This window comes from Olleya sp. NP1-10 (genome assembly GCF_055804415.1).
The window spans coordinates 2,888,899-2,913,606 of record NZ_CM147840.1 but is presented as its reverse complement, the minus strand read 5'-3'; the positions used below and the strand labels follow the sequence as shown (position 1 = coordinate 2,913,606).

24 protein-coding genes and 1 pseudogene are annotated in these 24,708 nt (G+C 26.6%); 5 read left to right on the top strand and 20 right to left on the bottom strand.

The window, feature by feature from the left end; all coding sequences use genetic code 11:
* Positions 1 to 66: 66 nt before the first annotated feature.
* On the bottom strand, positions 67 to 951 hold the full coding sequence (locus AC0L4B_RS13660; RefSeq protein WP_473437409.1) for a LysR substrate-binding domain-containing protein: 885 nt from the start codon (positions 949 to 951) through the stop codon (positions 67 to 69).
* A 176-nt stretch (positions 952 to 1,127) separates the two neighbouring features.
* Between AC0L4B_RS13660 and AC0L4B_RS13655 the strand changes: the two are divergent.
* Positions 1,128 to 1,774, top strand: a pseudogene (locus tag AC0L4B_RS13655) (SDR family oxidoreductase).
* Positions 1,775 to 1,916: 142 nt separating this feature from the next.
* Here AC0L4B_RS13655 and AC0L4B_RS13650 read toward each other — a convergent pair.
* The 5 genes from AC0L4B_RS13650 to AC0L4B_RS13630 form a co-directional block, all read right to left on the bottom strand.
* On the bottom strand, positions 1,917 to 2,438 hold the full coding sequence (locus AC0L4B_RS13650; RefSeq protein WP_473437408.1) for a hypothetical protein: 522 nt from the start codon (positions 2,436 to 2,438) through the stop codon (positions 1,917 to 1,919).
* Positions 2,439 to 3,884: 1,446 nt separating this feature from the next.
* Positions 3,885 to 4,250, bottom strand: a complete 366-nt coding sequence (locus AC0L4B_RS13645; protein ID WP_473437407.1) for a hypothetical protein — start codon at positions 4,248 to 4,250, stop codon at positions 3,885 to 3,887.
* Positions 4,251 to 4,391: 141 nt separating this feature from the next.
* Positions 4,392 to 5,069, bottom strand: coding sequence for a hypothetical protein (locus tag AC0L4B_RS13640; RefSeq protein WP_473437406.1), 678 nt, complete (start codon positions 5,067 to 5,069; stop codon positions 4,392 to 4,394).
* A 6-nt stretch (positions 5,070 to 5,075) separates the two neighbouring features.
* Positions 5,076 to 5,876 carry a hypothetical protein gene (locus AC0L4B_RS13635; RefSeq protein WP_473437405.1) on the bottom strand — a complete coding sequence of 267 codons (801 nt, stop codon included), beginning with the start codon at positions 5,874 to 5,876 and terminating at the stop codon, positions 5,076 to 5,078.
* 579 nt (positions 5,877 to 6,455) lie between these two features.
* Positions 6,456 to 7,373, bottom strand: a complete 918-nt coding sequence (locus AC0L4B_RS13630; protein WP_473437404.1) for a DUF1963 domain-containing protein — start codon at positions 7,371 to 7,373, stop codon at positions 6,456 to 6,458.
* 440 nt (positions 7,374 to 7,813) lie between these two features.
* On the opposite strand from AC0L4B_RS13630, the gene AC0L4B_RS13625 reads away from it, so the two are divergent.
* The 4 genes from AC0L4B_RS13625 (at position 7,814) to AC0L4B_RS13610 (ending at position 11,999) form a co-directional block, all read left to right on the top strand.
* On the top strand, positions 7,814 to 9,868 hold the full coding sequence (locus tag AC0L4B_RS13625) for an ATP-binding protein (RefSeq protein WP_473437403.1): 2,055 nt from the start codon (positions 7,814 to 7,816) through the stop codon (positions 9,866 to 9,868).
* A gap of 5 nt (positions 9,869 to 9,873) precedes the next feature.
* On the top strand, positions 9,874 to 10,515 hold the full coding sequence (locus AC0L4B_RS13620) for a response regulator (RefSeq protein WP_473437402.1): 642 nt from the start codon (positions 9,874 to 9,876) through the stop codon (positions 10,513 to 10,515).
* A gap of 348 nt (positions 10,516 to 10,863) precedes the next feature.
* Positions 10,864 to 11,283, top strand: coding sequence for a hypothetical protein (locus tag AC0L4B_RS13615; RefSeq protein ID WP_473437401.1), 420 nt, complete (start codon positions 10,864 to 10,866; stop codon positions 11,281 to 11,283).
* 35 nt (positions 11,284 to 11,318) lie between these two features.
* On the top strand, positions 11,319 to 11,999 hold the full coding sequence (locus AC0L4B_RS13610; protein WP_473437400.1) for a Lipl32 family lipoprotein: 681 nt from the start codon (positions 11,319 to 11,321) through the stop codon (positions 11,997 to 11,999).
* A 218-nt stretch (positions 12,000 to 12,217) separates the two neighbouring features.
* Here AC0L4B_RS13610 and AC0L4B_RS13605 read toward each other — a convergent pair whose 3' ends face one another.
* From AC0L4B_RS13605 to AC0L4B_RS13540, 14 genes are all read right to left on the bottom strand, one after another.
* Positions 12,218 to 12,886 (bottom strand): hypothetical protein, encoded by a 669-nt coding sequence (locus AC0L4B_RS13605; protein WP_473437399.1) that lies wholly within the window; start codon positions 12,884 to 12,886, stop codon positions 12,218 to 12,220.
* 36 nt (positions 12,887 to 12,922) lie between these two features.
* Positions 12,923 to 13,672, bottom strand: coding sequence for a L,D-transpeptidase family protein (locus AC0L4B_RS13600; RefSeq protein ID WP_473437398.1), 750 nt, complete (start codon positions 13,670 to 13,672; stop codon positions 12,923 to 12,925).
* A gap of 152 nt (positions 13,673 to 13,824) precedes the next feature.
* Positions 13,825 to 14,454 (bottom strand): hypothetical protein, encoded by a 630-nt coding sequence (locus AC0L4B_RS13595; RefSeq protein WP_473437397.1) that lies wholly within the window; start codon positions 14,452 to 14,454, stop codon positions 13,825 to 13,827.
* Positions 14,455 to 14,505: 51 nt separating this feature from the next.
* Positions 14,506 to 15,225 carry an SH3 domain-containing protein gene (locus tag AC0L4B_RS13590; protein ID WP_473437396.1) on the bottom strand — a complete coding sequence of 240 codons (720 nt, stop codon included), beginning with the start codon at positions 15,223 to 15,225 and terminating at the stop codon, positions 14,506 to 14,508.
* Positions 15,226 to 15,340: 115 nt separating this feature from the next.
* A complete protein-coding gene (locus tag AC0L4B_RS13585; RefSeq protein WP_473437395.1) occupies positions 15,341 to 15,721 on the bottom strand; it encodes a hypothetical protein in 381 nt (126 codons plus the stop codon).
* Positions 15,722 to 15,747: 26 nt separating this feature from the next.
* The gene (locus AC0L4B_RS13580) at positions 15,748 to 16,149 is read right to left on the bottom strand and encodes a hypothetical protein (RefSeq protein WP_473437394.1); all 402 of its coding nucleotides are present in this window, start codon (positions 16,147 to 16,149) and stop codon (positions 15,748 to 15,750) included.
* A 1,597-nt stretch (positions 16,150 to 17,746) separates the two neighbouring features.
* Entirely contained in the window at positions 17,747 to 17,956 is a 210-nt protein-coding gene (locus AC0L4B_RS13575; RefSeq protein WP_473437393.1) for a hypothetical protein, read from the bottom strand.
* Positions 17,957 to 18,175: 219 nt separating this feature from the next.
* Positions 18,176 to 18,781, bottom strand: a complete 606-nt coding sequence (locus AC0L4B_RS13570; RefSeq protein WP_473437392.1) for a hypothetical protein — start codon at positions 18,779 to 18,781, stop codon at positions 18,176 to 18,178.
* A 262-nt stretch (positions 18,782 to 19,043) separates the two neighbouring features.
* Complete coding sequence (locus AC0L4B_RS13565; protein ID WP_473437391.1) at positions 19,044 to 19,349, bottom strand: hypothetical protein; 306 nt, start codon at positions 19,347 to 19,349, stop codon at positions 19,044 to 19,046.
* Entirely contained in the window at positions 19,316 to 20,455 is a 1,140-nt protein-coding gene (locus AC0L4B_RS13560) for an SH3 domain-containing protein (protein WP_473437390.1), read from the bottom strand. The genes AC0L4B_RS13565 and AC0L4B_RS13560 overlap by 34 nt, the downstream gene beginning before the upstream one ends.
* Before the next feature lie 426 nt (positions 20,456 to 20,881).
* Positions 20,882 to 21,349 (bottom strand): hypothetical protein, encoded by a 468-nt coding sequence (locus AC0L4B_RS13555; protein ID WP_473437389.1) that lies wholly within the window; start codon positions 21,347 to 21,349, stop codon positions 20,882 to 20,884.
* An 865-nt stretch (positions 21,350 to 22,214) separates the two neighbouring features.
* Positions 22,215 to 22,772 carry a hypothetical protein gene (locus AC0L4B_RS13550; protein WP_473437388.1) on the bottom strand — a complete coding sequence of 186 codons (558 nt, stop codon included), beginning with the start codon at positions 22,770 to 22,772 and terminating at the stop codon, positions 22,215 to 22,217.
* 134 nt (positions 22,773 to 22,906) lie between these two features.
* On the bottom strand, positions 22,907 to 23,719 hold the full coding sequence (locus AC0L4B_RS13545) for a hypothetical protein (protein WP_473437387.1): 813 nt from the start codon (positions 23,717 to 23,719) through the stop codon (positions 22,907 to 22,909).
* Positions 23,720 to 23,879: 160 nt separating this feature from the next.
* A complete protein-coding gene (locus tag AC0L4B_RS13540) occupies positions 23,880 to 24,599 on the bottom strand; it encodes a hypothetical protein (protein WP_473437386.1) in 720 nt (239 codons plus the stop codon).
* Between the last annotated feature and the right edge of the window lie 109 nt (positions 24,600 to 24,708).

Sequence of the window (24,708 nt, the reverse complement as noted above, 5' to 3'; positions counted from 1 at the left end):
TTAATGCAATACAAAAGTAAACTTAACAAATAACTAATAAGAGTATTAATTTGTTATTTAGTATAACTATAGGTTATAGTTATTGGTGATAAAAGTCTCAAAATAGTCAAGCATATTAGATTGAAAACCAGTGCGTTTAACAAAGTAAAACCATCTTTGTATGGATAGGTTTTTTATATCAATAATTTTTAATTGATTGTTAACTAAGTCCTTACTTACTGCGTGTACAGATATTAAGGCGTAATGATCAGAATGGTACAAGTAGTTTTTAATAGACTCTGTACTATTAAGTGTTACAACAGTATTTAGGGACTTAATGTTATGTTTTAATAAAAACTGATCAATAATATCTTTAGTACCAGATCCGTTTTCACGAACTATCATTGGTAGACTTTGTAAGGTTTGTGTATCAATGCTTCCATTTTTAAAAGCAGGATTACTACTATTAGTCACCAGTACAATTTCATCTTTAATAAACTTATCGTAATGTAGTTTAGGATTAGATTTATTACCTTCTGTTATACCAAAATCTAGGTCTTCGTTTAAAATTAAGTCTTCAATAGTCTCAGAGTTATTACTAATTATTTCAAATTTAGTTTTTGGATATTGTTGTCTAAATTTTGAAATAACTTTAGGTATAATGTAATTAGATACTGTAGTGCTAACACCAAAGCTAAAGTGTTCTGGGAAAGAGTCGTTTTTATGTAAAAACTGAGTGTCCATTTGATTATAAATGGCTAATATTTTATTGACATATAATAAAAAGGATTGCCCTTCTGTGGTTAGTTCAATCGAGTTTCGTTTTCTTACAAATAAGGTTGTTTTATATTCTTCTTCAAGATTTCTAATAGATTTTGAAACTGCAGGTTGCGATATAAATAATTGTTCAGCAGCTTTAGTAAAACTTAACGTTTTAGCTACAATCTTAAATATGTGTAATTTAGTTTTCATGTACTAATAATTGAAGTCACAATATACAAAGCTTACTAGTAGTTTAGCTTTAATTTATAGCATAGAATTGTTAAAAATATTAGTAAATATGGTGTTTTCACCTTGTCTTATACTAAACTATAGTTAAACCAAGTGCTGTAATTTGGTGTTACTTAATGTGTTGATTAACTTGAAGCATGGAAAATATATTAGTAGCAGGTGCCAATGGTACCACAGGAAAAAAATAGTAAATCTTTTAAATCAATCTCAATATTTTAACCCAATTGCAATGGTTAGAAAAGAAGAGCAAAAAGCTTTTTTTGAGGCTAAGCAAATAGATACTGTTTTAGGTGATTTAGAAGAAGATATATCTCATGTATTTAATAATAAAACGATAGATAAGGTTTTATTTGCAGCAGGATCTGGAGGAAAAAAAGTAGTTGAAGTAGATCAAGAAGGCGCAAAGCGAATGGTTGATGCATCTAAAAAGAATAACGTTAAAAAGTTTGTAATGTTAAGTTCAATGGGAGCAGACCAACCTGAAAAAGCGGAGCAATTACAAGAGTATTTAAAAGCTAAACATAATGCAGATGAGTATTTAAAATCCTCTGGACTAAACTATAGTATTGTTAGACCAGGATCTTTAACTAATGGTGAGTTAACCAATAAGATACAGCTAAATCAAAAATTAGATACACAAGGCGAAATTAGCAGAAATGATGTTGCACAGACTTTAGTTAGTACATTAAATGATGATGTTGCTAATCAAGCAACTTTTGAAATTTTAAAAGGAGAGACGTTAATTGGAGAAGCTTTAGATAAAGTATCTGCAGTTAATGCATAAGATTAATTTTCACTTTTAATTTGAATAAAAAAAGCTACCATTTGGTAGCTTTTTTTATGAAGTTTTATTTGTATATATGTTGGCAATATTTATTTTAAATTCACAGAGTTGTTCAAATTCTGATTTTTTTGAACTCTTAATCTTATAAAGTTTCTATAACTTTAATCCTTATGCCAATAAAACAATCGTCCTCACATTGATTATTTTCATAACCACAAGTCGAAATCATTCCATTATTTTCGGTTTCAAAGTAAGTTGTAGTATTACTTCTTTCAATTAGCCAATCATTTTGAGCTTTATCATAAACTTCATCTATTGTAATTGGTTCAGCTCCGTTTTCGTGAGAACCTATTTCAGAACCTGTTTCTGTCCATTGAATTTCGTCTGGCTGAATGTCAGTTGATATACCATCAGTGACCGTGTATTCAAAATCTCTTTGAGTCACAATTCCATTTTCAACGATTATTGTAGTTTCCCAAACGAATCCTACCCACGAACCAAGTGTTACAGTGTATTTGTATGAATTGTTGGAATTTTCTTTAAAATTTAACCAAGTTTTATGACTGATTTCAAATTTGTCTTGGTATTCTAAATCATCTGAATCACAAGAGTTGAATATACTTACGATTAATAATAGAACAATTAAATAAGTTGTATTTTTCATTTTTTGCAGTTTTTTTATTCATTTGCTATTAAATATCTTGTCCTGAAATATGGCGCAGGTTAAAATTGAATTATGCTGAAAATTTATTTAACAAAATTTATGTTTAAAAAAATAAAGATAAGCTTAATATTATTTGGTTGTATAAATTTATTACATTTTTTTAGATTGCTTAGCGTGTACTACTTTATTAAAAGTTTGTCCAGATAAAATTCGTCTTTAAGATTCCGTTTACGAGTTCTTTCATTTTAATTTTATAACAGAGATTTTTTTCTGTTATACTAAGTTGCTTTTCTTACCATATTTTGAGATTTGTTTTTAAACCTTACAATTATTCGTCCAAAATATTTTTGGTATTCAGTCAGCGTTTCGTATTCGTAGCCAATTCCGTTTTGGATATTCAACCCCTTTGTTATTCTGCCAATATGAAATATAAGCCAGAGGTTTTCATTACTTTTTATCCTTATAAATTCGAATGTAATTTGTCCGTTTTTATAGGATTTGATTTTGTTATAATTCAATAATGTCCGCCAAGAATATTGTCCATTTCGTTATTCTTAAACATCTTGATTGGGTTCCAATTTCCACCAAACATTAGATTAAATCGAATTTTTACATTCTCGAGATTTTCTAATTTTAAGATGTCATTTAGCTTGATGGGATTCATTGGCGTTTTTTTTTAAATATTTGCTAACGTTAACTGTATTGTTTGTGGCGCATTAAAATTCTATAAGTTTCAGTTTAGAAATAATCTTTATAAAAAAATACGAACCTTTGTATTTAGTACCTTGTAACCATTAACTATACAGAAACTAAAGGGCAATATCTTAAAATAGATCGTTCGTTATTTGGAAATCCTGGGTTCTTTTTTGTTAGAATTGAACAACAAGGTGTTGTTACAACTAAAAAAATTCTAGTAAACTAAAAAAAATAGAAACTAGTAATTAAATTCATGCCTTTAGGTTGCTAAAAAGGTGTATTTAACCTTTTTAAAGCCAAAATTTTATTTAAATTTTCAGAACGTTTAAAAACCCGATGGAGATTAAAAATTATAAAGGCATGAATTTATAATATGATAAAGATTTATTAAGTATACTTGAGGATGGTAACTATATCCATCCATAATTGCTATTTTAATTCTGAATCTCTTGATTTATCTAAAAAATATAAATTGATTTTCTGTAGGGCTTTAATCTGTGGTTTCAGGATACAATAATGCTAATATTGAAAATCTGATTTAATTATGGGACAAAAATAGAATGTCTAAAGTCCCTTATTTTTGGTAAAAAAAATGTGATTAAAAATACTTATTTGACTTTGTATGAAAAGTAAAAAAGATTTCTGTTTATAATATTATTTATTAATCAGTCTTTGTATCTGGATTTTTAAACCAAGTTAATATTTCAATAACGTGGTTGTATTCAAGTTCCTTATTTTTCAAGTGTTTTTCTAACTGTTTCTTTTTTTAACAAATCGATCAAGATCTTTAATTGGAGAATCAAGTCGCCAATTTTGATTTATACCATTAATAAAATTAAATAATTTTTGGTAAGTGTTTATAGCTTTTTCTTTGTTTTTTAATGATAAATATGCTCTTCCTAAATATCTATAACACGATACTGTATGGTCTACATTGTTATTTAAATCTATGTTTTTAATATGGTTTTCGCAAAAAAATACTAAGGCTTCGTCGTCGTTTATAACCAACTCATAGTACCTCATTAAACTTAGTGCACATTCTCCGTTTGGCACATATTCTAATCCTTTATTAAACCAGTAGATAGTTTCTTTGTGTTCAGGACTGGCTTTACCCATAACATTACAACACTTTTCTAATAATTTAGGATCTTGTTTTTTTATTATCTAAAGCCTCTTCTATTATAGGTTTTAATATTTCTAAAGCTTCTTTGTGTTTATATCTTAATACTAAATTATAAGCTTGTTTTTGAGCTATTTTTAAGCTTGGTTTGGGCCTTTTTTTATTTTTGTGACTTTTCTTTTAAAATGTTTTAAAAAAGTATTTCCTGTTTTTTTTGCTTTTTCACCCCATAAATCAAGAACTAATTGTTGCTCTATTTTATTTTTCAATAAAGCTTGTACTACATTTATTTTTGTTTGCTTGTTAGGTTGAAAATAGATGAATGGACCAAGGTTTCTGTCTGATGACACAATTTTAACGACTTCTATGTTAGCTAAATAGTTTTTAAGATCTTTATCTTTCTCTAATTTAATATAAGTTGTTCCTAAGCATACATTTATTAAAAAATTTTCTAATTCATAACAATCATCACTGTTTTTTGGCCACTCTTCTCGTTTAAAGTCTATTGAATATAAGCAATTGTCCTGTTTGTCATATTCTTCATACTGAATATTTTCTATCCCTCTATATATGTCTTCTATAGAGGTTTCATAATCATTATCCCATTTTTCATCATTTAGATATTCATACTCTCCACTACTTTGATTTGTACTAAGTCCTAATGCAAAACTACTACCTGTCCAGTTTAATTGAATGTATTTATAGTCTTTTAAAGGATATTTAAGAATTTCGGCTTTATAACTAGTATATATTTTATGACTTAATTTTTCGAACCATTTGTCTGGAGCGTCATTATTTTGTTTTATAATTTTCAAATTCATTTATTTAATATTATTACGTAAAACGTATTGTTTTATAAAACGGTTGTTAATATACAAATCGACTTTTTTATCTGCTTTTTGTACTAATTTTATAGGTAAAATGACTTTCTGGTTATGCTTTCCTTCTAATTTTTCCTTACACAAATTGTAATCGAATGGAAACTCTTGAGAAAATAAGTTACCAGTCTTACTAGAAATACACTGGAATTGAATTGTGTTGGTAAATCTTGGAATATGCCTTAAATCATCCTGATTATTAATAGCATTTATATTATTGGTTTTTTTTAGTTCAATAGTTGTAATGTGATATTTAAATTTCACGTCGTTTGTAAAAGAAATACTATGTATTAAGGGGTTGACGTTTGAGTCGGTTATAATTTCTATTTGGCACAAACTGTAATTCTCGTTATGATAACGTATAGCACTGTAATAATTAGTAAAATACACTGCTAACAGACGACCTATTACCAATAAAGCGATGATACTTAAAGAGACTACATAAACTATTTTTGGGGTGTGGACTTTACTTAAGTAGCAAACCAAACAAAAACCACAAAGAAATATAGAAAACATTAAAAAGGTTGGACTTATATATTCTGAGGCGTTTATATTGTGGTTAGAACCATTTGGGGTTGCATGCTTTATTCCTACGTAAAGAAATGAAATAATATATGCAATAAAACCCGTAATAATTATAGCCGCAGACCAATGTGTAAATCGTAACAATAGCCATTGGATACTAGCAACGATTAATGTTAAAATTATTAATGCCACTATTATTATTTTATTATCTTCAGTCATAGTTTATTTGTCTTAAATTATTTTAATACAACCTATTTCAGTAAAATTTAAATTAAGAGAGGTTTAAATAAAAAGTTATTTTATTGCTATGTGATTATCACATTTATTTTTAAGTTTTTTTATTTAACAATCTTATTATTTACTGTTAATTAAAACATCAAAATTAAATGGATATGATTATTTAAATCTCCCTGTTTTCAGGTAATTTTCTAAAGTGAGAAATATAAAAGACTTGTAGGTTGCTATAACTAAACCCTAGTTTAAGACCTTATAAATCCTTTTATGTAGTAGTGATATTTTAACTTTAATTAATATCTCTTTTAAAATTTGTTGGTTAAAAAAATAAAACACTTCGTTTAGGATTGTAATTATTAATAGTTTTTTAACGTAATTAATCCATTTTCATAAAAATCACAAATATCAACAAGTATAAAATTACAGGTAAATTTATTTTTATGAAGTAATGAAACTGTATACATTAATCACGGTTTTCAAGGATGGTAATGCACTTTGTATTAGCCACATTTGCGCCTGATTTTTAAGTTTAAAAACTGTGTTGATAATCACAATTTTTGAAAACTATGTGCCTTGCATAACAAAAACACATTCATCAAAATCGGTGTTAATTAAATCTTTTTCTCTAATCCCGAAATAGCCTATAGCACTACCAATTTTACTAAATAGTGGTATTGATAATACATTTATAAATTCTTCAGCTAATTCGTCATCATCATCATATTCGTCATCATCATATTCGTCAAAATCATAATCTTCATCCATAAACTCTCCATCAGGATCTCCTTTTGTTTTGTATGAAAGCGCCCAATCAAGAGCAATATTTTCTTGTAAAGGAGTTGGGATACCTGATATTTGAGTGATTTCTAACAGATCTTTTAATTGATTTTCATGAAATTGAATGATAGATTGATTGTCCTGATATGAAAGATTATCATCAAACTCAGTATAATCATAAATATCATTAGGAATTTGAAAAATGGATTCAAAAGTTATAGCTATTTCTTTAAATTTATAGTCAGGAAATATGTTGTCTGGGAAAGGTTTATTTTGTAACTGTGTATATTCACCGTTAAAATACAGTATTTTATACTTTTCTTTAGGTTGTATAAAATGAAATTCTGCACCAAATTTATTCAAGGGTTTATCATAATGTGCAAAAAAATATAAAACACCACTTTTAGGTAAGTGTTCTTCAATGTTATAGCTGGCTATTTCAGTTAAATTTAACTGCGCCAAAAACACCATAGGCTCATCATTATATTTTGGCCATTCAAGATTAGAAGGTAGGTGAGGAGTACCAGCTATTTTAGACATTCCTAAACCTACAGATTTAGAAGGAGCTTCATTTATTTTTATAGCAGGTACAGTTCCTGATTCAATAAACTTGAAATACTCTTTTTTAACAGCTACTTTGTTTTCCCATTTAAAGTTATCAAATTTGTTTTTCAGTGTATTTAAATATTCTTCTTTACTAATCATAATGTTATGTTATTTATAAGCCAAAATTAAATGTAAGGAACAAATTAAAACTCCCTGTTTTCAGGTAATTTTCTAAAGTGAGGAATATAAAAGACATATAGGTTGCTAAAACTAAACCCTAGTTTAAGACCTTATATATCGTTTTATGTAGTAGTGATATTTTAACTTTAATTAATATTTTTTTTAAAGCTTGTTGGTCAAAAAAATAAAACACTTCGTGTAGAGTTGTAATTACTAATAGTTTTTTTAACGTAATTAATTCATTTTCATAAAAATAAAAATCATAAATATCTATAAGTGTAAAACTACATGTAAATTAATTTTTGTGAAGTAATGAAACTTAATACATTAAACACGGTTTTCAGGGATGGTAATCCACTTTGTATTAGTTACATTTGTGCATGATTTTTAAGTTTAAAAACATATTTATTTTTCTGTTTTTGTGTAATACATATTTAAGTATTTCGCAAAATTCAGTATCTAATTCAAAAGGTGAGGAGGAAAAAGTAGCTCAATTAATAGACTATTTTAATAATGGCCAACACCAAAAAGCCTACCAACAAGCTCATGTTTTGTTACCTACTTTTAAACTTACTAAATCTAAAGCTAATACCAATTTATTATTAGCGTATTACCACAACAGGTATGTAGCAACAGACTCGTCTATATACTACACCCACAAAGCTCTTGAAAACAAACATAAGGTAAACGATTCTTTAGGTATAAGATTGACTATTTTATCTTATGAGTTACTAGCATTAAATAATAAAAATAAAGGATTATATCAAGAAAGTAAAAATTGGCATTTAAAAGGTGCAGAATTAAGTGAAAAGCATAACGAAAAAAATCTATATTATTCTCACTTACACGGTTTGGCTAGTACTTATATTACTCTTGGTGAAATAGATGAAGCTTTAAAATTGTTTGAAAAATGTGTGAAATTTTCTGACGATAAAGAAATTATTTTAGGTAGTTATATTAATTTAGGAGCCATATATTCTTCACTGTCAAAATACAAAATATCTAATAACTATTTACAAAAAGCAAAAGCGATCTGTGAAAAAGATGAATTCAGAATAAAAGCTTTAGTAAATATACTATTAATTATAGGCGACAACTATTTAAATACAGATAAGGATAAAGCACTATCCTATTTCAATGAAGCAAAAGATATAAGTTTTAAAAATAGGTTTTATAATTTAGAGATAAAAGCATTAGATAAAATCGGAAACATTTTATTTAATAAGCAGTTGGACAATGAATCGCTCTTAATTTTTAGTGATATTTTAGTTAAGGCAAAAGAATCGGGTAATTTAGATGATGAGATGAATAGTTATTTTATGTTAGAAAAAATTTCGGTTAGAAAAAAAGATTACAGAAATGCTTATAACTTCGGTAAAAAATATTATCAGATAAAGGACAGTATAGATAACTCTATAACAGAAAAAGAAATTAACCGACTAGAAGTTAAGTTTAAAACCTTAGAAAAAGAAAAAACTATAAAATCTTTACAAATTGAAAATTTAAATAAAAGCTTAAATATTAAGAAAAAAGAAGCTGATATTGAAAAGTACAAACTGCAAAAAGCGATTATAGCTAAGCAAAATGAAAATCAAGTACTGCAATTACAAAATGGTGTAAAAAAACGAAAAAATGAAATTTTATTACTCAAAGAAAAAGAAGCAGTTAAAGCAATAGAGTTAGACAGAGAAAGAACTATTAAATACATTATATTAATTGCTTTTTTTATTTTATTAGTGCCAATTATAGGACTTTTAGTTATTTATTACCAAAAATTACAAGCCCAAAGTTTACTTATTCTAAAAGAAAAACAAATTAGCGAACAGCATGTGATTTCGTTAAAAAAAGATCAAGAATTAAAACTTATAAAAGCCTCTGTTAGAGGGCAAGATATAGAACGAAAAAAAATAGCACAGGTTATGCATGATAACGTAGGAGGTAACCTAGCAGCTATAAAATTACAGTTTAGTCAATTATCTAACCATCCTGAAAAATTAAAATTAATTTATAGTCAATTAGACGATACTTATGAGCAGGTAAGAAACTTATCTCATAATTTATTACCTAAAAAAATAAGAGAAAATGACTTTGTATTTTTAATTAAAGAATACGTCAAAACAGTAGAAGATGCAAGTCAAATAAAAATAAACCTATCTTTTTTTGATGAGATAAAAATTAATAAACTGAACAAGATCTTGCAAAATGAGTTGTTTTCTATTTTTCAAGAATTAACCACGAACACGATAAAATACGCTAAAGCTAAAACAATAGACATACAGCTTGATTATCTAGAAGAAGGATTGTTTTTTGTTTATGAGGATGATGGAGTTGGTTTTGATATTTCTAATACTACTTTAGGTATTGGTTTAACAAACATTAAAAATAGAGTACAAAATTATAAGGGTATATTACATATTGATTCTAAACCCAACAGAGGGACTAATATTAATATAGAAATCCCTCTAAAAGCATAAACAAAATGAAGCATAATCTTATTATAGCAGATGACCACAAAATGTTTTTGGATGGTTTGCTAAGCATTATAAATACAGAAAGTAATTACAATATTTTGTGTACAGCAAAACATGGAGGAGAAGTTCAAAAATACATTTCTATAAATACAGACGAAAAAATCGATCTTGTTATTACAGATGTTACTATGCCAGAAGTAGATGGTATTACTTTAAATAAATGGATTAAAAGTACTTCTAGAAATATTAAAACATTGGTCGTTAGTATGCATAACACTCCAGATATAATTGACAATCTTATTGATAGCGATGTGGATGGTTACTTACAAAAAAATGCTAAAAAAGAAGAGTTTTTAAAAGCTATTGAAACGATTTTAAGTGGAGAAAAATATTTTTCTAAAGCTATAAAAGATATTTACCTTCAAAGTAAATTTGAAAAAAATAAAGACAAAGACATTAAGCTAACTAAACGTGAAGTAGAAGTCATATCGCTAATTGCGGAAGAGTACACTACACAAGAAATTGCCGATAAGTTGTTTTTAAGCAAGCATACTATAGAGAGTTATCGCAAAAACCTTATAACTAAACTAAACGTTAGAAATCTAGCAGGTCTAACTAAATATGCTATAAAAAAAGGCTATGTTTCTTAGTATTATTTGAGCAACTAACAATTAAAAAAGGTTCTAATTTTAGGCCTTTTTTTTGTCCTAATATTTCTTGTTAAATCAAAATAGCTTCAATTCAAATTCTTTAAAACATATTATTTATCAATATTATGTTTTTAGCAGTAAAAAAAGATTTAAATTTTTGTTTTAACAACCTGTAAATCAACTGTTTGTTTTGTTGGTCACTGTATTCAGGGTATTCAATTTCACTAAATATGGTGATATCCAATGCTGTTTATTGATATACATTTGCCTCAGGATATTTGAAATAGAAAAAAACAAACTGTTTCAATTATAAACAAAAACTAATTTTAACCATTTAAACAAAACATTATGACTTTTGGAATTACATTAATCTTATTAAGTATTATCGCAGTGCCTTCATTACTATTATCAAAAAAACCTAATGCTAAAGAACTTTTAGACAAAATTGAACCTTACCAAGGTTGGATTGGATTAGCTTTTTGTTTTTATGGTGTTTGGGGAATCATTTTTTCAATATTAAATTTAGGATGGATTACAACATTCCCAATATGGTGGGCAACTTTATTAGTAGGTAGTATTGCAGAAGCTATTTTAGGGTTTATGTTAGGATTTACTCTTATTAATAAACTTGTTTTATCTAAAAATGAAGCTGCAAAAGAAAAAGCTATAGCTTTAAGAGAGAAATTAGCTCCAAAACAAGGTAAACTTGGTGTAGTAGGATTATTTGTTGGTGCTTGGATGATTGTAGCATCAATATTATTCTTTTAAAAAAATAAATTATCAACTATAAATTAAATAACAAAATGAAAATTAAATTAGTAGCATTATCAGTGTTAGCTTTTTGTGCAATGTTTAGCGCAGAAGCTCAGAAATTGAAAAAGTTTGGAAGTTCAACAGAAAAGAAAATTGGACCAAAAACAATTAAAGTGCCTTATACAGATGTAATATCTTATGCTGGTTATGCTTCTCCAGGAAACGAAGATGAAGTAAAAGATGGTAAAAAAATGTATTACATATACGTTTGGGTACCAATTGTTGCTCCAGAATTAGGTGTAAGAATGGTGTCTCCAGTAGGAAAAAACAAAGTTAAATCTGCTACAAAATCTGAAGCGTATACAGAAAATGCATCATCAGAAGATTTTTTTGATACTTATATCACTTTAGAACGTTCTACAATATTAAAAAAAGAAGATGTAAATGAAGCATCTGTAAAAAGTGCAACTTGGACAACATTAGCTAGTAATGATGATAGTAGCGAGATGCCAAAACAACCAAGTGGAAGTAGTTACAATTCGCTTTTAAGATATAAAAGTGAAACAGGAAATCCAACAAAAGCTTTAACTGCAGGTTTATACAGAGTAGGTTTTACTACTTATAAAACAGGTGAAGTAAAAGGAACATTTTTAGCAGAAGTTGCTGCTCCAGTAAAATTACCTGGTGTTGTAATGGCTAAAACTATTGAAGATCTAAAAAAAGAACTTTAATATAATTTGGTTATTTATATTAAACAAACACACCTCTTTATTAATTTAAAGAGGTGTTGTTATTATAGGCTATAATTTAAATTTATTAAAGAATTATATTTATTTTTTAGAGGTTAATGCTATAAACAACCAACTGATACCTAAAACTAAAAATACTAATCCAAAAGGATCTTCAAATCCACGAATTGCTGCTCTAATAAAACCTAATATAGACATGATTACTGGACCTTTCCAAGTGCCAAAAAATCCTTTTTTTCAACAGTAGTATTTTTAATTATTCTTTCCTGTTCTTTCTCATCCATAATAAATTCTGGGCAAAAAGTATTAAAGCTTGGTTTAGAATAATCTATATTACATATTAAACCTGTTTTAGAATCAAATGTCTTGTTTATACATATTTTACATAGACTTAATCTTTCTGAATTTGTAGTATAAGCTTTTCCTTTTAAGACTTCGATATTAAAACTACTCTCTCTTATATTATTATTATTATAGCTTCCTAATAATTGCTTTCTAATTTTAAACGCATTAAATGCTATGTAAAATATAGCTATGTTTAATAATAAAGTAACTATTACAATAAAATGTTTTAATAATCTAGGTGCTTGTACTAAGTGTATTATTGTTGTTAAGGTAAATAAGATTTTAAAAGCAATAACAACATATAATGCATATTCAAAAATACGCAGTTTTTTGTCTATAGTTTTTGATTTTATGGAGTTGTTTAATGTTTGTATAAAACCAAAAAAGACTATTATTTCTAATACGTTAAATACATTACTTAAGCTTGTATAGTAAAAATAAGTACTAAAAATCTTTTTTATAAATAAAATAGTGATAGTAATTAATATTACAATTGATAAGTTATATGTATTTTTCCAATTCATGATTTGGTGTTTTTTTATTTTAAATTATGGTTTTTGTTAATCAAAGATATAATTTCCGTCTTGTGTAAAATCAATTTTTAATGCTTTCTTATCTTTGTTAAAACGATCGTATCCCCTTTTTAGATTAATCCAAAAATCAATTAGTATTGGGTTTCTTTTATACTTTTTAGTATAATCCATAAATTTTTGATCTGTCATTTTAAAAGGAAAGATATACACTGGGATATTATGTTGACCATTATTTTTTGCGTGTATGGCATACAGATAAATTTCTTTAATTATATCATTAGTCATTGGTATACAACCAATGGTTAAGCAGTCTCCATGAATAAAAATATTTCCACCAAGTTGTTTGGCATTGCTTTTTTTCTTGTCAGACTCATTAGGATAATTGATTCCTATTGAAAGATGAAAATTACTTTCTGGGTTATATCTATCAACAAAATAAAAGCCTTCAGGAACCTGAGCATCGCCTTGTTTTCTTTTTGGACCTAAAATTCCGGACGTGTCACAAATAGCATACGTTGTAAGTATATTGTATAACGAGTCTGTTTTATTTTTTGCAAATATTTGCAATTCACTTTCTTCTTTGTAGGCAACTATTAGTATGTTTAATTCGTTTAAATTAATTTCTTTTTGATTTAATTTACTTTTAATATACGTTCCTTTTTCGTTGATTGCATTTCTTACTCTTTCATATTGTTTTTGATTTTTTACGTAATCTGTTTGTGCTAATGTATTAAAGTAAATTATTGATATTATAAGTATTGATATAGCTTTTTTCATTAATAAATTTTTATTTAATTTTTTTGAGATACCGTTGTATTTTTAAATATTAAAAAAATAATATAAGGTCTTGTATTTCTTGCTTTTAACCAATTAAAACAATCATTACAAGTTGGTGAGATTTAACATTTATGAAGTGTGTTGTATAAGGTTTATTTAAATATACTTTTAAGTTTTTCTATAATAGAAAGTGGATTTAAAGGACTTGAAATATTTGATTCCTTAAGGATTTTTCTAGCTTTAGTCTTTATAATTAAATCTCCATTATTAGCCAGTACTGTTATTCTATCAAACCAAATTTTGGATTCTAATATATTATCGTCTTTATCAAGCTCAATTAAATACCAATCAATAACATCTAAAAGTTCTTTATTAAATTTTGATTCATTTTGAAGATTAAGTGAAGAGGTTAAAAACTCCATGATATCAATATATATGTTTTCTGTTTTTGAATATATGTCTTCGGTTTCAATATCTGTAAGGACTTCTAAATATTCGGGTTTTATTTTTTTGTTTTTAGCAAGAGTGACTACACGTTTTATTTCTTCAAATAAGAATTCGTTATAATCTACAGAATATTCTGATAATGCTTCATAAATAATACTTAAGCTGGAAAATTCAGTTGGAATAGTATTGAGGCAGTATTGTTTAATATTATTAAAATTGTCTTTAGAATATTTTATCAACTCTTTTGAAAGTTTTCTAGACTCTTTTTCGCTACTATCAATCCATTGCTCAAGTTTATTTTCTTCATGGTATTTTAATTGTTCTATAATAGTCATAATATTTTAGGATTGATTTTATTAATTATGCATCGTTTTGTATTCAGTTATTTATTCAGCCATAGCACCAATAAAAATATTTGATACTTTACCTTTTTCAAAATTAAATACAATGCCACCATATATTGTACCAACGATAACCTGATTTTCATTAAAAGTCATATCATCAATATATTTAGTGTAAGTTTTAAACACGTCTTGAATAGGAGAGTTAATTCCAATGCTTTTCGAGTTTTTATAATCACATGGTTTTGATATTGTTATCATAAAAATCTTCTTTTCTGCCTCTAAGGAGTCAGATGTCATATGTAATGTTATACCGTTTTTTTTGTAGTTCCATTTTTGAACATATGCAGCAATTGCTTCCCAATATTCAGTTTTTCCTTTATCTGTTGGTTTTCCTAATTTATTAATAACTTCATTTTCGTTAGTTTCTAGTTTTAGCCAAGAATCAAATTCTTCTTCGTAATAATCATATTCTAAATATTCTATTATTTCAAGATATTCTTTAAAGACAAAACCTTTTATTTTATTAGTTTCTATTTTCACCCAATATCCATTAATAATTTGATTATTATCTTCTAATTTGAGTTTTTCAAGTGTCCTTTCGATTATTGTCACTTTCTGATTATAATCAAGTTTTCCTGTTTTTTTACTTTTTAAGGTAGGTTTTTCTCTAACATTTAAACCAGATTTAGCTGTTACTTTACATTCTTGCGAATAAAAATTTAAAGTTGTCAGTAGTAAAATTATTAAGATTAAATTTTTCAATTTCAATTTCAATTTTGAGATTTAGTATTTTGTATGCTTTGTAGGAAATATAACACTAATATTTTATAAAATACTTAGATATTAAAGCTTAACATTGTTCTTCTTATGGTAAATCTTACCAACTATTAATGTTTTTTCGTTCAGATTGTTGCTTACGTGTGGCTTCTGGTGTGTTTAAATAGCTTGAGTACAATGGTTTTAAAAATTTTTTTGCTTTTCTTTGGTTGTAGTCTATTTGTCTGTATGGATCAAAAACTTCACCAGGCGGTAAAGGCCTTCTTTTATCCATATACCATATAATATAGGAGTAAAAATCATCTAAATACGTCCCTAGGTATAAGATAAAAACACCAGAGTTATCCTTATTACTTACGTCTTTTGTGACTAAACAATAACTAGATAATCCTCTAGAGTGGTATAATTTTTTATGAAATTTAAACTGATTAAAAGGTATGGTAATGGTCTTTTTGTTATACTTAGAGCTAGGGTAAGTCACAGTATTTTCTTTTCTATTGAAAACTATTACTTTTTTCCAGCAACGAAAAAAAGAAATAAATTAAATAAGCCTATTACCATTGGTATGATATAAATTAGATTAGCAATAGATAAATGTTTGATTAAATTGAAAATATTATTATCATAATTTATAAGATCAATTATTAAAATAAATAACAACAGCAAACACCCTATACCAAAAAATATTTTGAAGTTTAATTTAGTGGTAGTTATATTTTGTATTAATTTTATGTTGTTAGCAATTAAGTACTTTTTTTCCTTGAGATCTTTAAGTGTAACGTGAACATTTTTATTAGGATTTGTGTTGATTTTACGATGTAAAGGAGAACGTTCAAAAATGTTATTTTTGTATTTAAATTTTTTAAGAGTATAAAATAAATCGATATAATATCTTTCGTTATAATCCATTGGATATTTCTTAGATTTATTATCGGTTTTGATTAAAATATAGTTTGTTTTTACTTCATTACCATTTTCGTCTACTCCATAATTTATAACTAAGGTTATATCTTTAATTTGACTTTTTTTATATTCTTTATGTATCCAAAAAAATCAAATTTTTTATTATTAATTTTTCGTTGTTTATTTCAAAATAATATAGGAAATGACCGCCTAATATGATTGGCAATATAGAAGAAGGTATTGACCAGTATAGATTTTTTATGTCATAAAAACAGCCTGAAATTATAGGTAAACTTAGTCCTAATAGAAAATATAACATTCCGTTAGTGAGAAAAATTTGTTTTTTTAGACTGTTAGAATTAAACATGTAAAGTAACTTTAATAGGTTGATTCTTTTTGGTTAATATTTTGAATTAGTCCAATTCTTAAATTGTAAATTCAGGTAAATTTACACTAATTTTCTACAGGACTGCATTTGATATTTAAATGTACTTGGATAGGTTTTCTTAATTCTGGGCTAAAATGTGCTTTAAAATTGTTGCCAATATGGTCTGCTTGCTTAGCTGTTTTTTGTGTACGATCTTTACTTTTGATGGTTTGTTTTAAGCTATACTTGTATTCAAGCGTTTTATTGATTGGTTTTGCTATCGCCTTTTTATAAGAATTGTATTGTTTAGTGATACTTATTGTGATGATGTTGTCTTTAGTGTAAGTTGTACACCAAGGCTACTTAATTACACAAACCTTAATACTATATACTTAAATTGTTTGGTTTTATATTAGGCTTAGTCCTTACTGACTTTCTTTATGCCTACTATAAGCATGTTATAAGTACGTTATAAGCATGCTATAACCACGCTATAACCTATATTGAGGCATAGGATAAATAGCTGTTTGTCAGGTAGTTGTGTGAGTTTTTGATTTTGTGGTAAAACAGGCTGAAATTACCCCTTGTTTTTGGGGTTTAAACGGTATAATTTTAATACGTTTTTTGTGTTTTACTTTAAGGTTAGATATAGTGCCAATATTTAAAGTGTCTTAATTTAAGTTTTACATTTTTTATATGTAAGGCTTAAAAAAATGTCTGCTAAATTTAGTTGTATCAATAAAATATTTTGAAGAGATTAAGTATCTGTTAGTTTCTTTACTATCGATATATTAATTATTAGACCCCCTTTTTTTATGAACTTATTTTTATTTTTTACTGTTCTATAAAGTAGGGTGATATTTTTATTAGAATCATATCTAATGTTAGATTTATAATTTAATAGATCTTTTAAAGTTTCAAATTATCCAGATAAAAGCTTACTAGCTGTATCATTATAAATAGGCAATGTACTGCAAGTTTTAAACTTGTGAGACCAAGAGTTTATCTCTTGTTTTACAGTTTTAATATTTTAAAGTATAGTTTTTTTGTTTACAATTATAGAATTAATTGAAGAAAGGTTTTGCAATAACAACCTTAATTTAGACTTTGTTTTATTGACATATTGATATTTAAAAATATAATAACCTAAAAGAAAAACGGGAAAGACAATCATCAATACAAAAATTGGTAATGCTGGATATTGATAGTTGATAAATTTTAGATGGGATTGTAAACCTATTGAATAATTTGGTAAACCTTCTTTTTTTGTGCTTCAATAATTTTTGAAAGATGTGGTTGTATTTCCTTATGAAATGATATGAATTCTCGAAGTTTAGAAAAGAATACTCCATCTGTAAATACACCATCTTCTTTTAAAATTTCATTACCTATAACAAGTAAATATTTTAATTGCCTTGAATAGTTGTCATTTATTTCGGTCATCATTTATTTTAGGCATTAATATTCAATAGAAATTTTTATTTCTTTAATTACGAAGTTAATTATATTTATTAATATATCTGTACGTTGTGATGTGGTTATTAAAACAGGCTTTTGCAGTAGCAAAATTAGGATTAACTTATAATCATAATTATATAAGTGTTTTATCTAAACATTAGTTAGTTTATACTTGTTTTTTACACAGTACTTTGTTGGCTAATCGTTCTATTTAAATTCTTTAACCTTATTTATGGTGATATATGAAAGAGCTTTGTCAAAATCAGCTAAAATCCAACAAGCTATATTTGCGTTTGTTTCAATAATAGTTTTAGCAAAATTTTTGGCTTTTTCTAAATTATCAAATAAACGATATATTTCTCCTTCACCTGAATACAATTCTTGATTTAGGTTTAGTCTTTTTCCAGTACTGACTTCTTCTAATGTTAACACAACTTGATTTTCATTAAGAATAGGGAATTTAGTTTCATCTTTTAATTCCAACTCTATATGATCTTCAAAATCTTTTAAAAAAAGAGGCTTTCTGTTTTCATAAGGTTTCCAATTATTTTTTAAAGCAAATTTAATAATTTGTCTTATTGTTTTAGGAGTTATAATTGTTCTTTGATGAAGGCTCCAACTTTGTATTTCACCATTACCCTTGAAATTTGTTATACGATTACTTTTGTATGAAACATTTCCGGATAATAGCTGACCATTTACATTATAAAGGCCTATTAGAAAACCAATTCCATAATCTTCTCCAGTAATTTTATATTGATATGTAATGTCATCCACTACAATTTTTCTAAATCCTTTTTTGGGAAGAGTCATTTTTTTAATGTTTGCCAACGGTTAGTATAAAAAATCGTAGGGCAGAGGATGAGTATTGCATTTGGATTTGATACTAAGCAAAATATAGAATTCTACTTTTAACTTAAATATTGAAAACGTCAAATTTTATATTTGGCGATATTGTGGCACAGTCCAAACTTTCAATTAAGTTCAAAAATTTCCTTATATTTTTATAAACTGTTACCTGATAGTTTTTCTTTTTAATTTTAATGATGTATCCTTTTTTGAGGAAATTGACTTACTATTTATAATATTCAAATTCTTGAATATAATCTCTATAAAATTTTCCGTTCCTGAATGTCTTTTTTAATGTCCAATTACCATAATGGTCATATTTATATTGATATTCATAGACGTCTTTATTATTGCTATTATCATTATCATATTCAATATACTTTATTAATTGCGAATTGTAATTATAGTATGAAACTCTAGTGTGTTTTGTTACAACATCTGAATAGTGAGTATAGTATATTACCTTAGAATAATTTTTTTTATAAGAATAATCTTCAGTTAATAATTCTTGTTCTTTATTTTGATAATACATTGTTCTAAATATTTTTTTCTAACTAATTTGTTATTCATATAGTTCTTAACAACGCGTTCATCATAGTTTCCGCCACCACCAGAAAAAGAAAAGTCAGGTAATTGGCTTTCTGCACAATCAAAAAATTCCTCTTTAACTAAATTGTTATTTTTGTCATATACTTTTATTATTGATGTATATATTTTTCCTTCTTTTTTGTCTTCTTTAAAATATTCTATAAACTTTTCAATAGTATATTCAGAAGTTTCTTCAAATGTTCTTTTAGAAGTTATTCTTTTAGTTCCATTAGGATTTATTTTATGTACAGACATTAAAATTGTATCATTTTTGTATTTATATATATAATGTCTATCTAGTTCTTCATTATAATTATAGTATTTAGACTCAAGAATATTGTTTTTGCTATTGTAGGACATAACCCATTTGAAATTTGATTTATCTTTAAAATAGTCGTAGTCTTTAGAGATTATATTTCCTTTTTTATCAAATGTTCTAATTGTTTTTAAATAAGGTGTTCCATCATTTTTTACTTGGTACTCTTCAATCTCATTACCATTATCATCATATTTATAGCTAAAAGAATCGTAACTTCCGTTACTTTCAATTAACAGGCCTTTGTCATTATAAATTTTATGAGTAGATATTTCCCAAATAGTATCTCTGCTGTTGTAGTAATAATCTTTAATTAGTTCGCCATTTTCGTTAAATTCTCGCCAATCTGCGTTTTGCATACCTCCGTTGTAAAAGGTATGATTTTTAAATGATTTAACTTTGCCATAGATGCCATAACCATAGCCTTTTATGTCGTAATCCCTTTTAGTAAAGCCATCAAAAACATAGCCATTACCAAATTCACTTTCAACTTTTACCCAATTTCCTTTTATTTTTATTTCGTTTTCAGTTAGGCTAAATTCATCAGCAATATTTGATTCTTCTACTTTAAACTTGTAGTCGTAAGGTAGTTTGCCAACCCGTTCAGTCTTGGTAGATGGTCCTTGACGTATTATTAATCCATTAATGGCTTTTACGGTGTAAATACGTTGAGAGAAAGATAAATTACAAAATAAAGTAGCAATAATGGATATTAATAATGTTTTTGGGGTCATAATATTTAAATTGAATAAGCTGATTTTTGATCTACAAGTATCGTAATTATTATATATATATTATTTGCTAATTTATAAAAGAAAAATAAGTTATTCTGAATAATAGCAGGTAACGTCTCGGCTATTGTTAGTACGGGAATTAAAAGCACTAAACTTTTGATTAAGTACTTTGCCAAAACTTTTTATTTTGTTTTATCTTTTTAATTATAAAATCAAATCAAAAGATTTGGCGGATTAGGTTATAAGCTCTAAACTTAATTTGAAGCTACTAAACCCGTATTAATTATAGCTTTTGTTATGAGGTGTTTTTTCTATAGCTTAATTTTTTGCTGATATTTTCATCGAATTGTTCTTTTATTACTAACACTTTAGAATAATTATTCTAGTTCAGTTTAGGTAGTGGTATGTTCTTTCTTATTTTAAGATTTATTTAAGTTTTTCAATACAAGTTTCTATAATATCATCACAACTGTCACAATCCAATCTCTGAAAATCTAATATAGAGAATAAGCCTGAACCACTCAAAAAAACTAGATATTTTTTATCCACCTCAATTTTTGGCTTACCATAGTGTTTTATTGTATTAAATTTATATGGTTTACCAAAAATCTCATTTTCAATCTTCACCTTGTAATGTACCTGTTCTGAGCGGGTTCCTTTGCGAATATGTTCTGCGCTTTCTATAGTTACAATAGCAACGATTCCATTGTCTGACTTAACAGTTTTAAATGTATCTGTACTTATATTAATCGTTCTCGAACTCATTTGCTTATTGTTATCTTGGGCAGAAGTAAAATTAAAAAATAACATTATGCCTAAACTTGATAACCACCATTTTAATGGATTTAGATATTTAACCATCTCTTTATTCGGGTTTGGTAATTTGTTTTGCAATTATATTTTTAGTAAAATGTTAACTGTATTATACTGAAATAGGTTGACTCTTTTTTTGTTATTATTTTAACTCGTTCAATCCTTAAATTGTAAGTTCAGGTAAAATTACATTATTTTTTCTATAGGATTTGTATTTGATATTTTGATTTAACTGTTTTTTTGGTAGGTTCTATTAATTAGAAGCTAAAATGTGTTTTTAAATTCTTGTCAATATGGACTGCTTGCTCAGCCTTTTTTTGTGTATGATCTGTACTCTTGATGGTTTATTTTAAGCTATAGCTGTATTTAAGCATTTTATTTGTTGGTTTAACAATAGTGTTTTAACACAGGTTGTATTGTTTAGTGATACTTATTGTTTTACTGATGTTTTTAATAAAAGTTGGGTACTTAGGCTACTGAAATATATAACCCTTAACGCTACATACTTAAACTGCTTGGTTTTATATTAGGGTTAGATATTACTGACTCTCTTTATTTACACTATAAGCATGTTATAAGTACGTTATAACCATGCTATAACCATGCTATAACCTTTATTAAGAGATGTGCTAACTAGTTGTTTTACAGGTGTTTGTGTGTGAATTAGATTTTACGGTAAAATAAGCAGGAATTATCCCATGTTATTGAAATTTAAACGGTATTGATTTTATTATTTGTGTGCAGTTTAAACGCTTGTAAATACAAGAAGTATTACAAAGCAATACATAGACAATTAGTAGCTAAAGGGAAGCGTAAAAAAATAGAGATAATAGCTGTTTGAGATAATAAAATAAGAACTCAGTTATGATACTAATTATAGCAGTGCTTTAGCTAAACATTAGTTAGTTTTAAGTTGTTTTTTAGATCAGTACTTTGTTGTAGGTAGTTATTCTTTATTCCATTCAGGTGAAACACAAGAGATCAGATTGTTTTTATCGTCAGTAGCTCCAATATAACCATAACCCTTTTTGTAATAAAACATATAAGTTACGTTAGTGAATTCTCCTTTAATGACTAAAAGGTTTTTATATTTACAATACGGTGTTTCTAATTCCCCTTTAAAAGTTTCTATACTATATTTACTTTTTTTGTCGGCAGTTTTCCAAGATTTTCCTTTTTTGAATTTAGAGTCAAATCTTACGGTTTCTGAATCACAACATTTTTCATATTGGTAAATTACTCCGTTTTCTTCTCTTAAAAAAAGACTTTCTGTGTTTCCAGTTTTCCAACTTTGAGAATATTCAAGATACTCTTTGTTATTAATTTTTTTAGTTCCAACTATTTCTTCAAAATAATAAGAGCCCTGCCATAGAATTTTCTTTTTTTCTATATTCAAAGGAAAATAGTCTTCATTTTTAAATTCAGAACAGAAATTCTGTCCCTCGGTTTGAGAAAATAATGGAAGACAAATTAAGACTATTAAAGAAGTAAATATTGATTTCATTGGTGATTTTTGTTTTAATTATCTACAGTGTATTTTTATGCGTTTTTTACGTGGTTAAGCAACTAAGTTAGTAAACCCTTTACAGACTCCATGAAAACTCATTAGGGGTGTTTGTAAGTAGGCTTAGCAAGCAATTAATACACCGTATTAGCGTTGCTTTTTATTGTTTTTCCATTAAATTTAGCTCTAAATTCTATTGTCTCATTTTCATACATTCTATATATTTTCATTGGATGTGAATGGTTTTTTGGTGGTCTTGGAAAATTATTATTTATAAAAAAATTGCTTTTTGTAGTAATAGCTAGACTTTTAGTAATTGTTGAATCTGGAATATTATTGTCTGCATAAACACTTAAATAAAATTTTAGATTGCGCCAATCTTTAGGTCCATAGTAAGTTTGTAATTTTTCTCGGAAACTTATAATATCAGACTCTAGATTATTTAAAGAATTAGACAGTTCAGTTTTTCCTTTAATTTTATTGTTTTCGATATACATGAAAATTTTCATTCCATAGATAGGGTCTAATTTTACTAATTCAGCTGAATCTGTTTTTGGTAAAGTAAATTCAATTCCAAATTTTTTATGTAGATATTCAGAGTAGCTTTTCGTTCTAAGTAAATTTAATTTATGTTTACCATAATTACTGTTTATGGTACCAATTAGACTATCTTTTTTACTTGAAAGTTTGTAATCAATACTGACCTTATTGATAGTATCAACAAATTCTCCCATTGAATTTCTATCGAAAGTTGGAATTTCCAGTCTTATTTGTGATTTATTGGCTTTCCATTCTGTTTTCTTTTGAGTAATTCCTGAATATTTAAAAACTATGCTATCAGGATAAAAGTGCCAAGTACTATATTCATTTTCAATATCACGCCAATGTCCATTTAGTTCTTTTTCGGACGAATTTTGTTTACAAGAAAACGCAAATAATATAATCAATAAGCTTAATATGTAAATCTGTTTTTTCAAATTATTGCCAATGTATATGTAAGGGGTTGTTGCGAGATTTAAGTACTAAAGTTAGTAAATATAAACCGAATAAAAAATCGGCGAGTATTTTTGAAAGTAAGAGCATGTTAGTCCTTAATTTAATATGGTGTTATCTAACGTTTGTTATTATATTTTCTATTTCTAAATCTGTTTTAATTTTTTCACCTTTTTCTGTAAACTCAAATAACAAAGGTTTTTTTGAAGTATTCTCAATATATTTATTCTCAATTAATAAATTGAAATATTTTCTTATTTCCTCTCTTTTATAACCTGTAGATTTCGAAACTTCCTGAATAGAATACCAAATACTTCCAATTGGTTTTGTACAATCATCTGATTGAAACCAAAGTTCCTTTAATAGACTTTTGAGTGTTTTTAATTCAAATGTTTGTTCTATTCCGCTTTTAATTTTTTCAATCCAATCTTTATCAGTTGGTTGTATAATAATTGTTTTAAAATTAAATCTTTTGCCCTCAATCCCGACACCTTTTAAATCGTCAATGTGTAAATCAAAATTAAAAGCAGGAGGATACTTCGAGGAGTTAATATTTCGAGATTTTAAAACTCTTCGATTTTCTTTTTCGTTTACAATTTTGTTTACTTCTATTCCGTAATATCTTAAAGTCCGTCTTATTTTTCTTTTACTACGAAATGATGTCGTATAAATATGAATTTTGTGTCCTTGATTTTGTAAGTCTGTAACTAGTTCTTGTGTTCCTTTTCGAATTTCTTCAATCCCAAAAAATTTGGCCATTACACTTCTGGTTTCAGTTTCAAATTCTTTTCCATTAGGAATCAATGTGCTGTCAAGGTCAAAACTGATATTCATTTTTTATTTTATTACTGTTTTTAGTTTAATTTGGTCGTTTTTGACAAATGTTTTCCAACTAATTAAATAAAGCCCTTTATTACTAACCTCCTGTAAATTAAATAGGTTA

Excerpts from the sequence above, each read along its gene's own strand:
- AC0L4B_RS13550 (WP_473437388.1), bottom strand. The coding sequence starts at position 22,772 with ATGAAATCAATATTTACTTCTTTAATAGTCTTAATTTGTCTTCCATTA.
- AC0L4B_RS13580 (WP_473437394.1), bottom strand. The coding sequence starts at position 16,149 with ATGGATTATAACGAAAGATATTATATCGATTTATTTTATACTCTTAAA.
- AC0L4B_RS13620 (WP_473437402.1), top strand. The coding sequence starts at position 9,874 with ATGAAGCATAATCTTATTATAGCAGATGACCACAAAATGTTTTTGGAT.
- AC0L4B_RS13595 (WP_473437397.1), bottom strand. The coding sequence starts at position 14,454 with ATGACTATTATAGAACAATTAAAATACCATGAAGAAAATAAACTTGAG.
- AC0L4B_RS13615 (WP_473437401.1), top strand. The coding sequence starts at position 10,864 with ATGACTTTTGGAATTACATTAATCTTATTAAGTATTATCGCAGTGCCT.
- AC0L4B_RS13610 (WP_473437400.1), top strand. The coding sequence starts at position 11,319 with ATGAAAATTAAATTAGTAGCATTATCAGTGTTAGCTTTTTGTGCAATG.
- AC0L4B_RS13650 (WP_473437408.1), bottom strand. The coding sequence starts at position 2,438 with ATGAAAAATACAACTTATTTAATTGTTCTATTATTAATCGTAAGTATA.
- AC0L4B_RS13630 (WP_473437404.1), bottom strand. The coding sequence starts at position 7,373 with ATGATTAGTAAAGAAGAATATTTAAATACACTGAAAAACAAATTTGAT.
- AC0L4B_RS13570 (WP_473437392.1), bottom strand. The coding sequence starts at position 18,781 with ATGACTCTTCCCAAAAAAGGATTTAGAAAAATTGTAGTGGATGACATT.
- AC0L4B_RS13575 (WP_473437393.1), bottom strand. The coding sequence starts at position 17,956 with ATGATGACCGAAATAAATGACAACTATTCAAGGCAATTAAAATATTTA.
- AC0L4B_RS13605 (WP_473437399.1), bottom strand. The coding sequence starts at position 12,886 with ATGAATTGGAAAAATACATATAACTTATCAATTGTAATATTAATTACT.
- AC0L4B_RS13540 (WP_473437386.1), bottom strand. The coding sequence starts at position 24,599 with ATGAATATCAGTTTTGACCTTGACAGCACATTGATTCCTAATGGAAAA.
- AC0L4B_RS13635 (WP_473437405.1), bottom strand. The coding sequence starts at position 5,876 with ATGACTGAAGATAATAAAATAATAATAGTGGCATTAATAATTTTAACA.
- AC0L4B_RS13660 (WP_473437409.1), bottom strand. The coding sequence starts at position 951 with ATGAAAACTAAATTACACATATTTAAGATTGTAGCTAAAACGTTAAGT.
- AC0L4B_RS13565 (WP_473437391.1), bottom strand. The coding sequence starts at position 19,349 with ATGTATTATCAAAATAAAGAACAAGAATTATTAACTGAAGATTATTCT.
- AC0L4B_RS13645 (WP_473437407.1), bottom strand. The coding sequence starts at position 4,250 with ATGGGTAAAGCCAGTCCTGAACACAAAGAAACTATCTACTGGTTTAAT.
- AC0L4B_RS13560 (WP_473437390.1), bottom strand. The coding sequence starts at position 20,455 with ATGACCCCAAAAACATTATTAATATCCATTATTGCTACTTTATTTTGT.
- AC0L4B_RS13600 (WP_473437398.1), bottom strand. The coding sequence starts at position 13,672 with ATGAAAAAAGCTATATCAATACTTATAATATCAATAATTTACTTTAAT.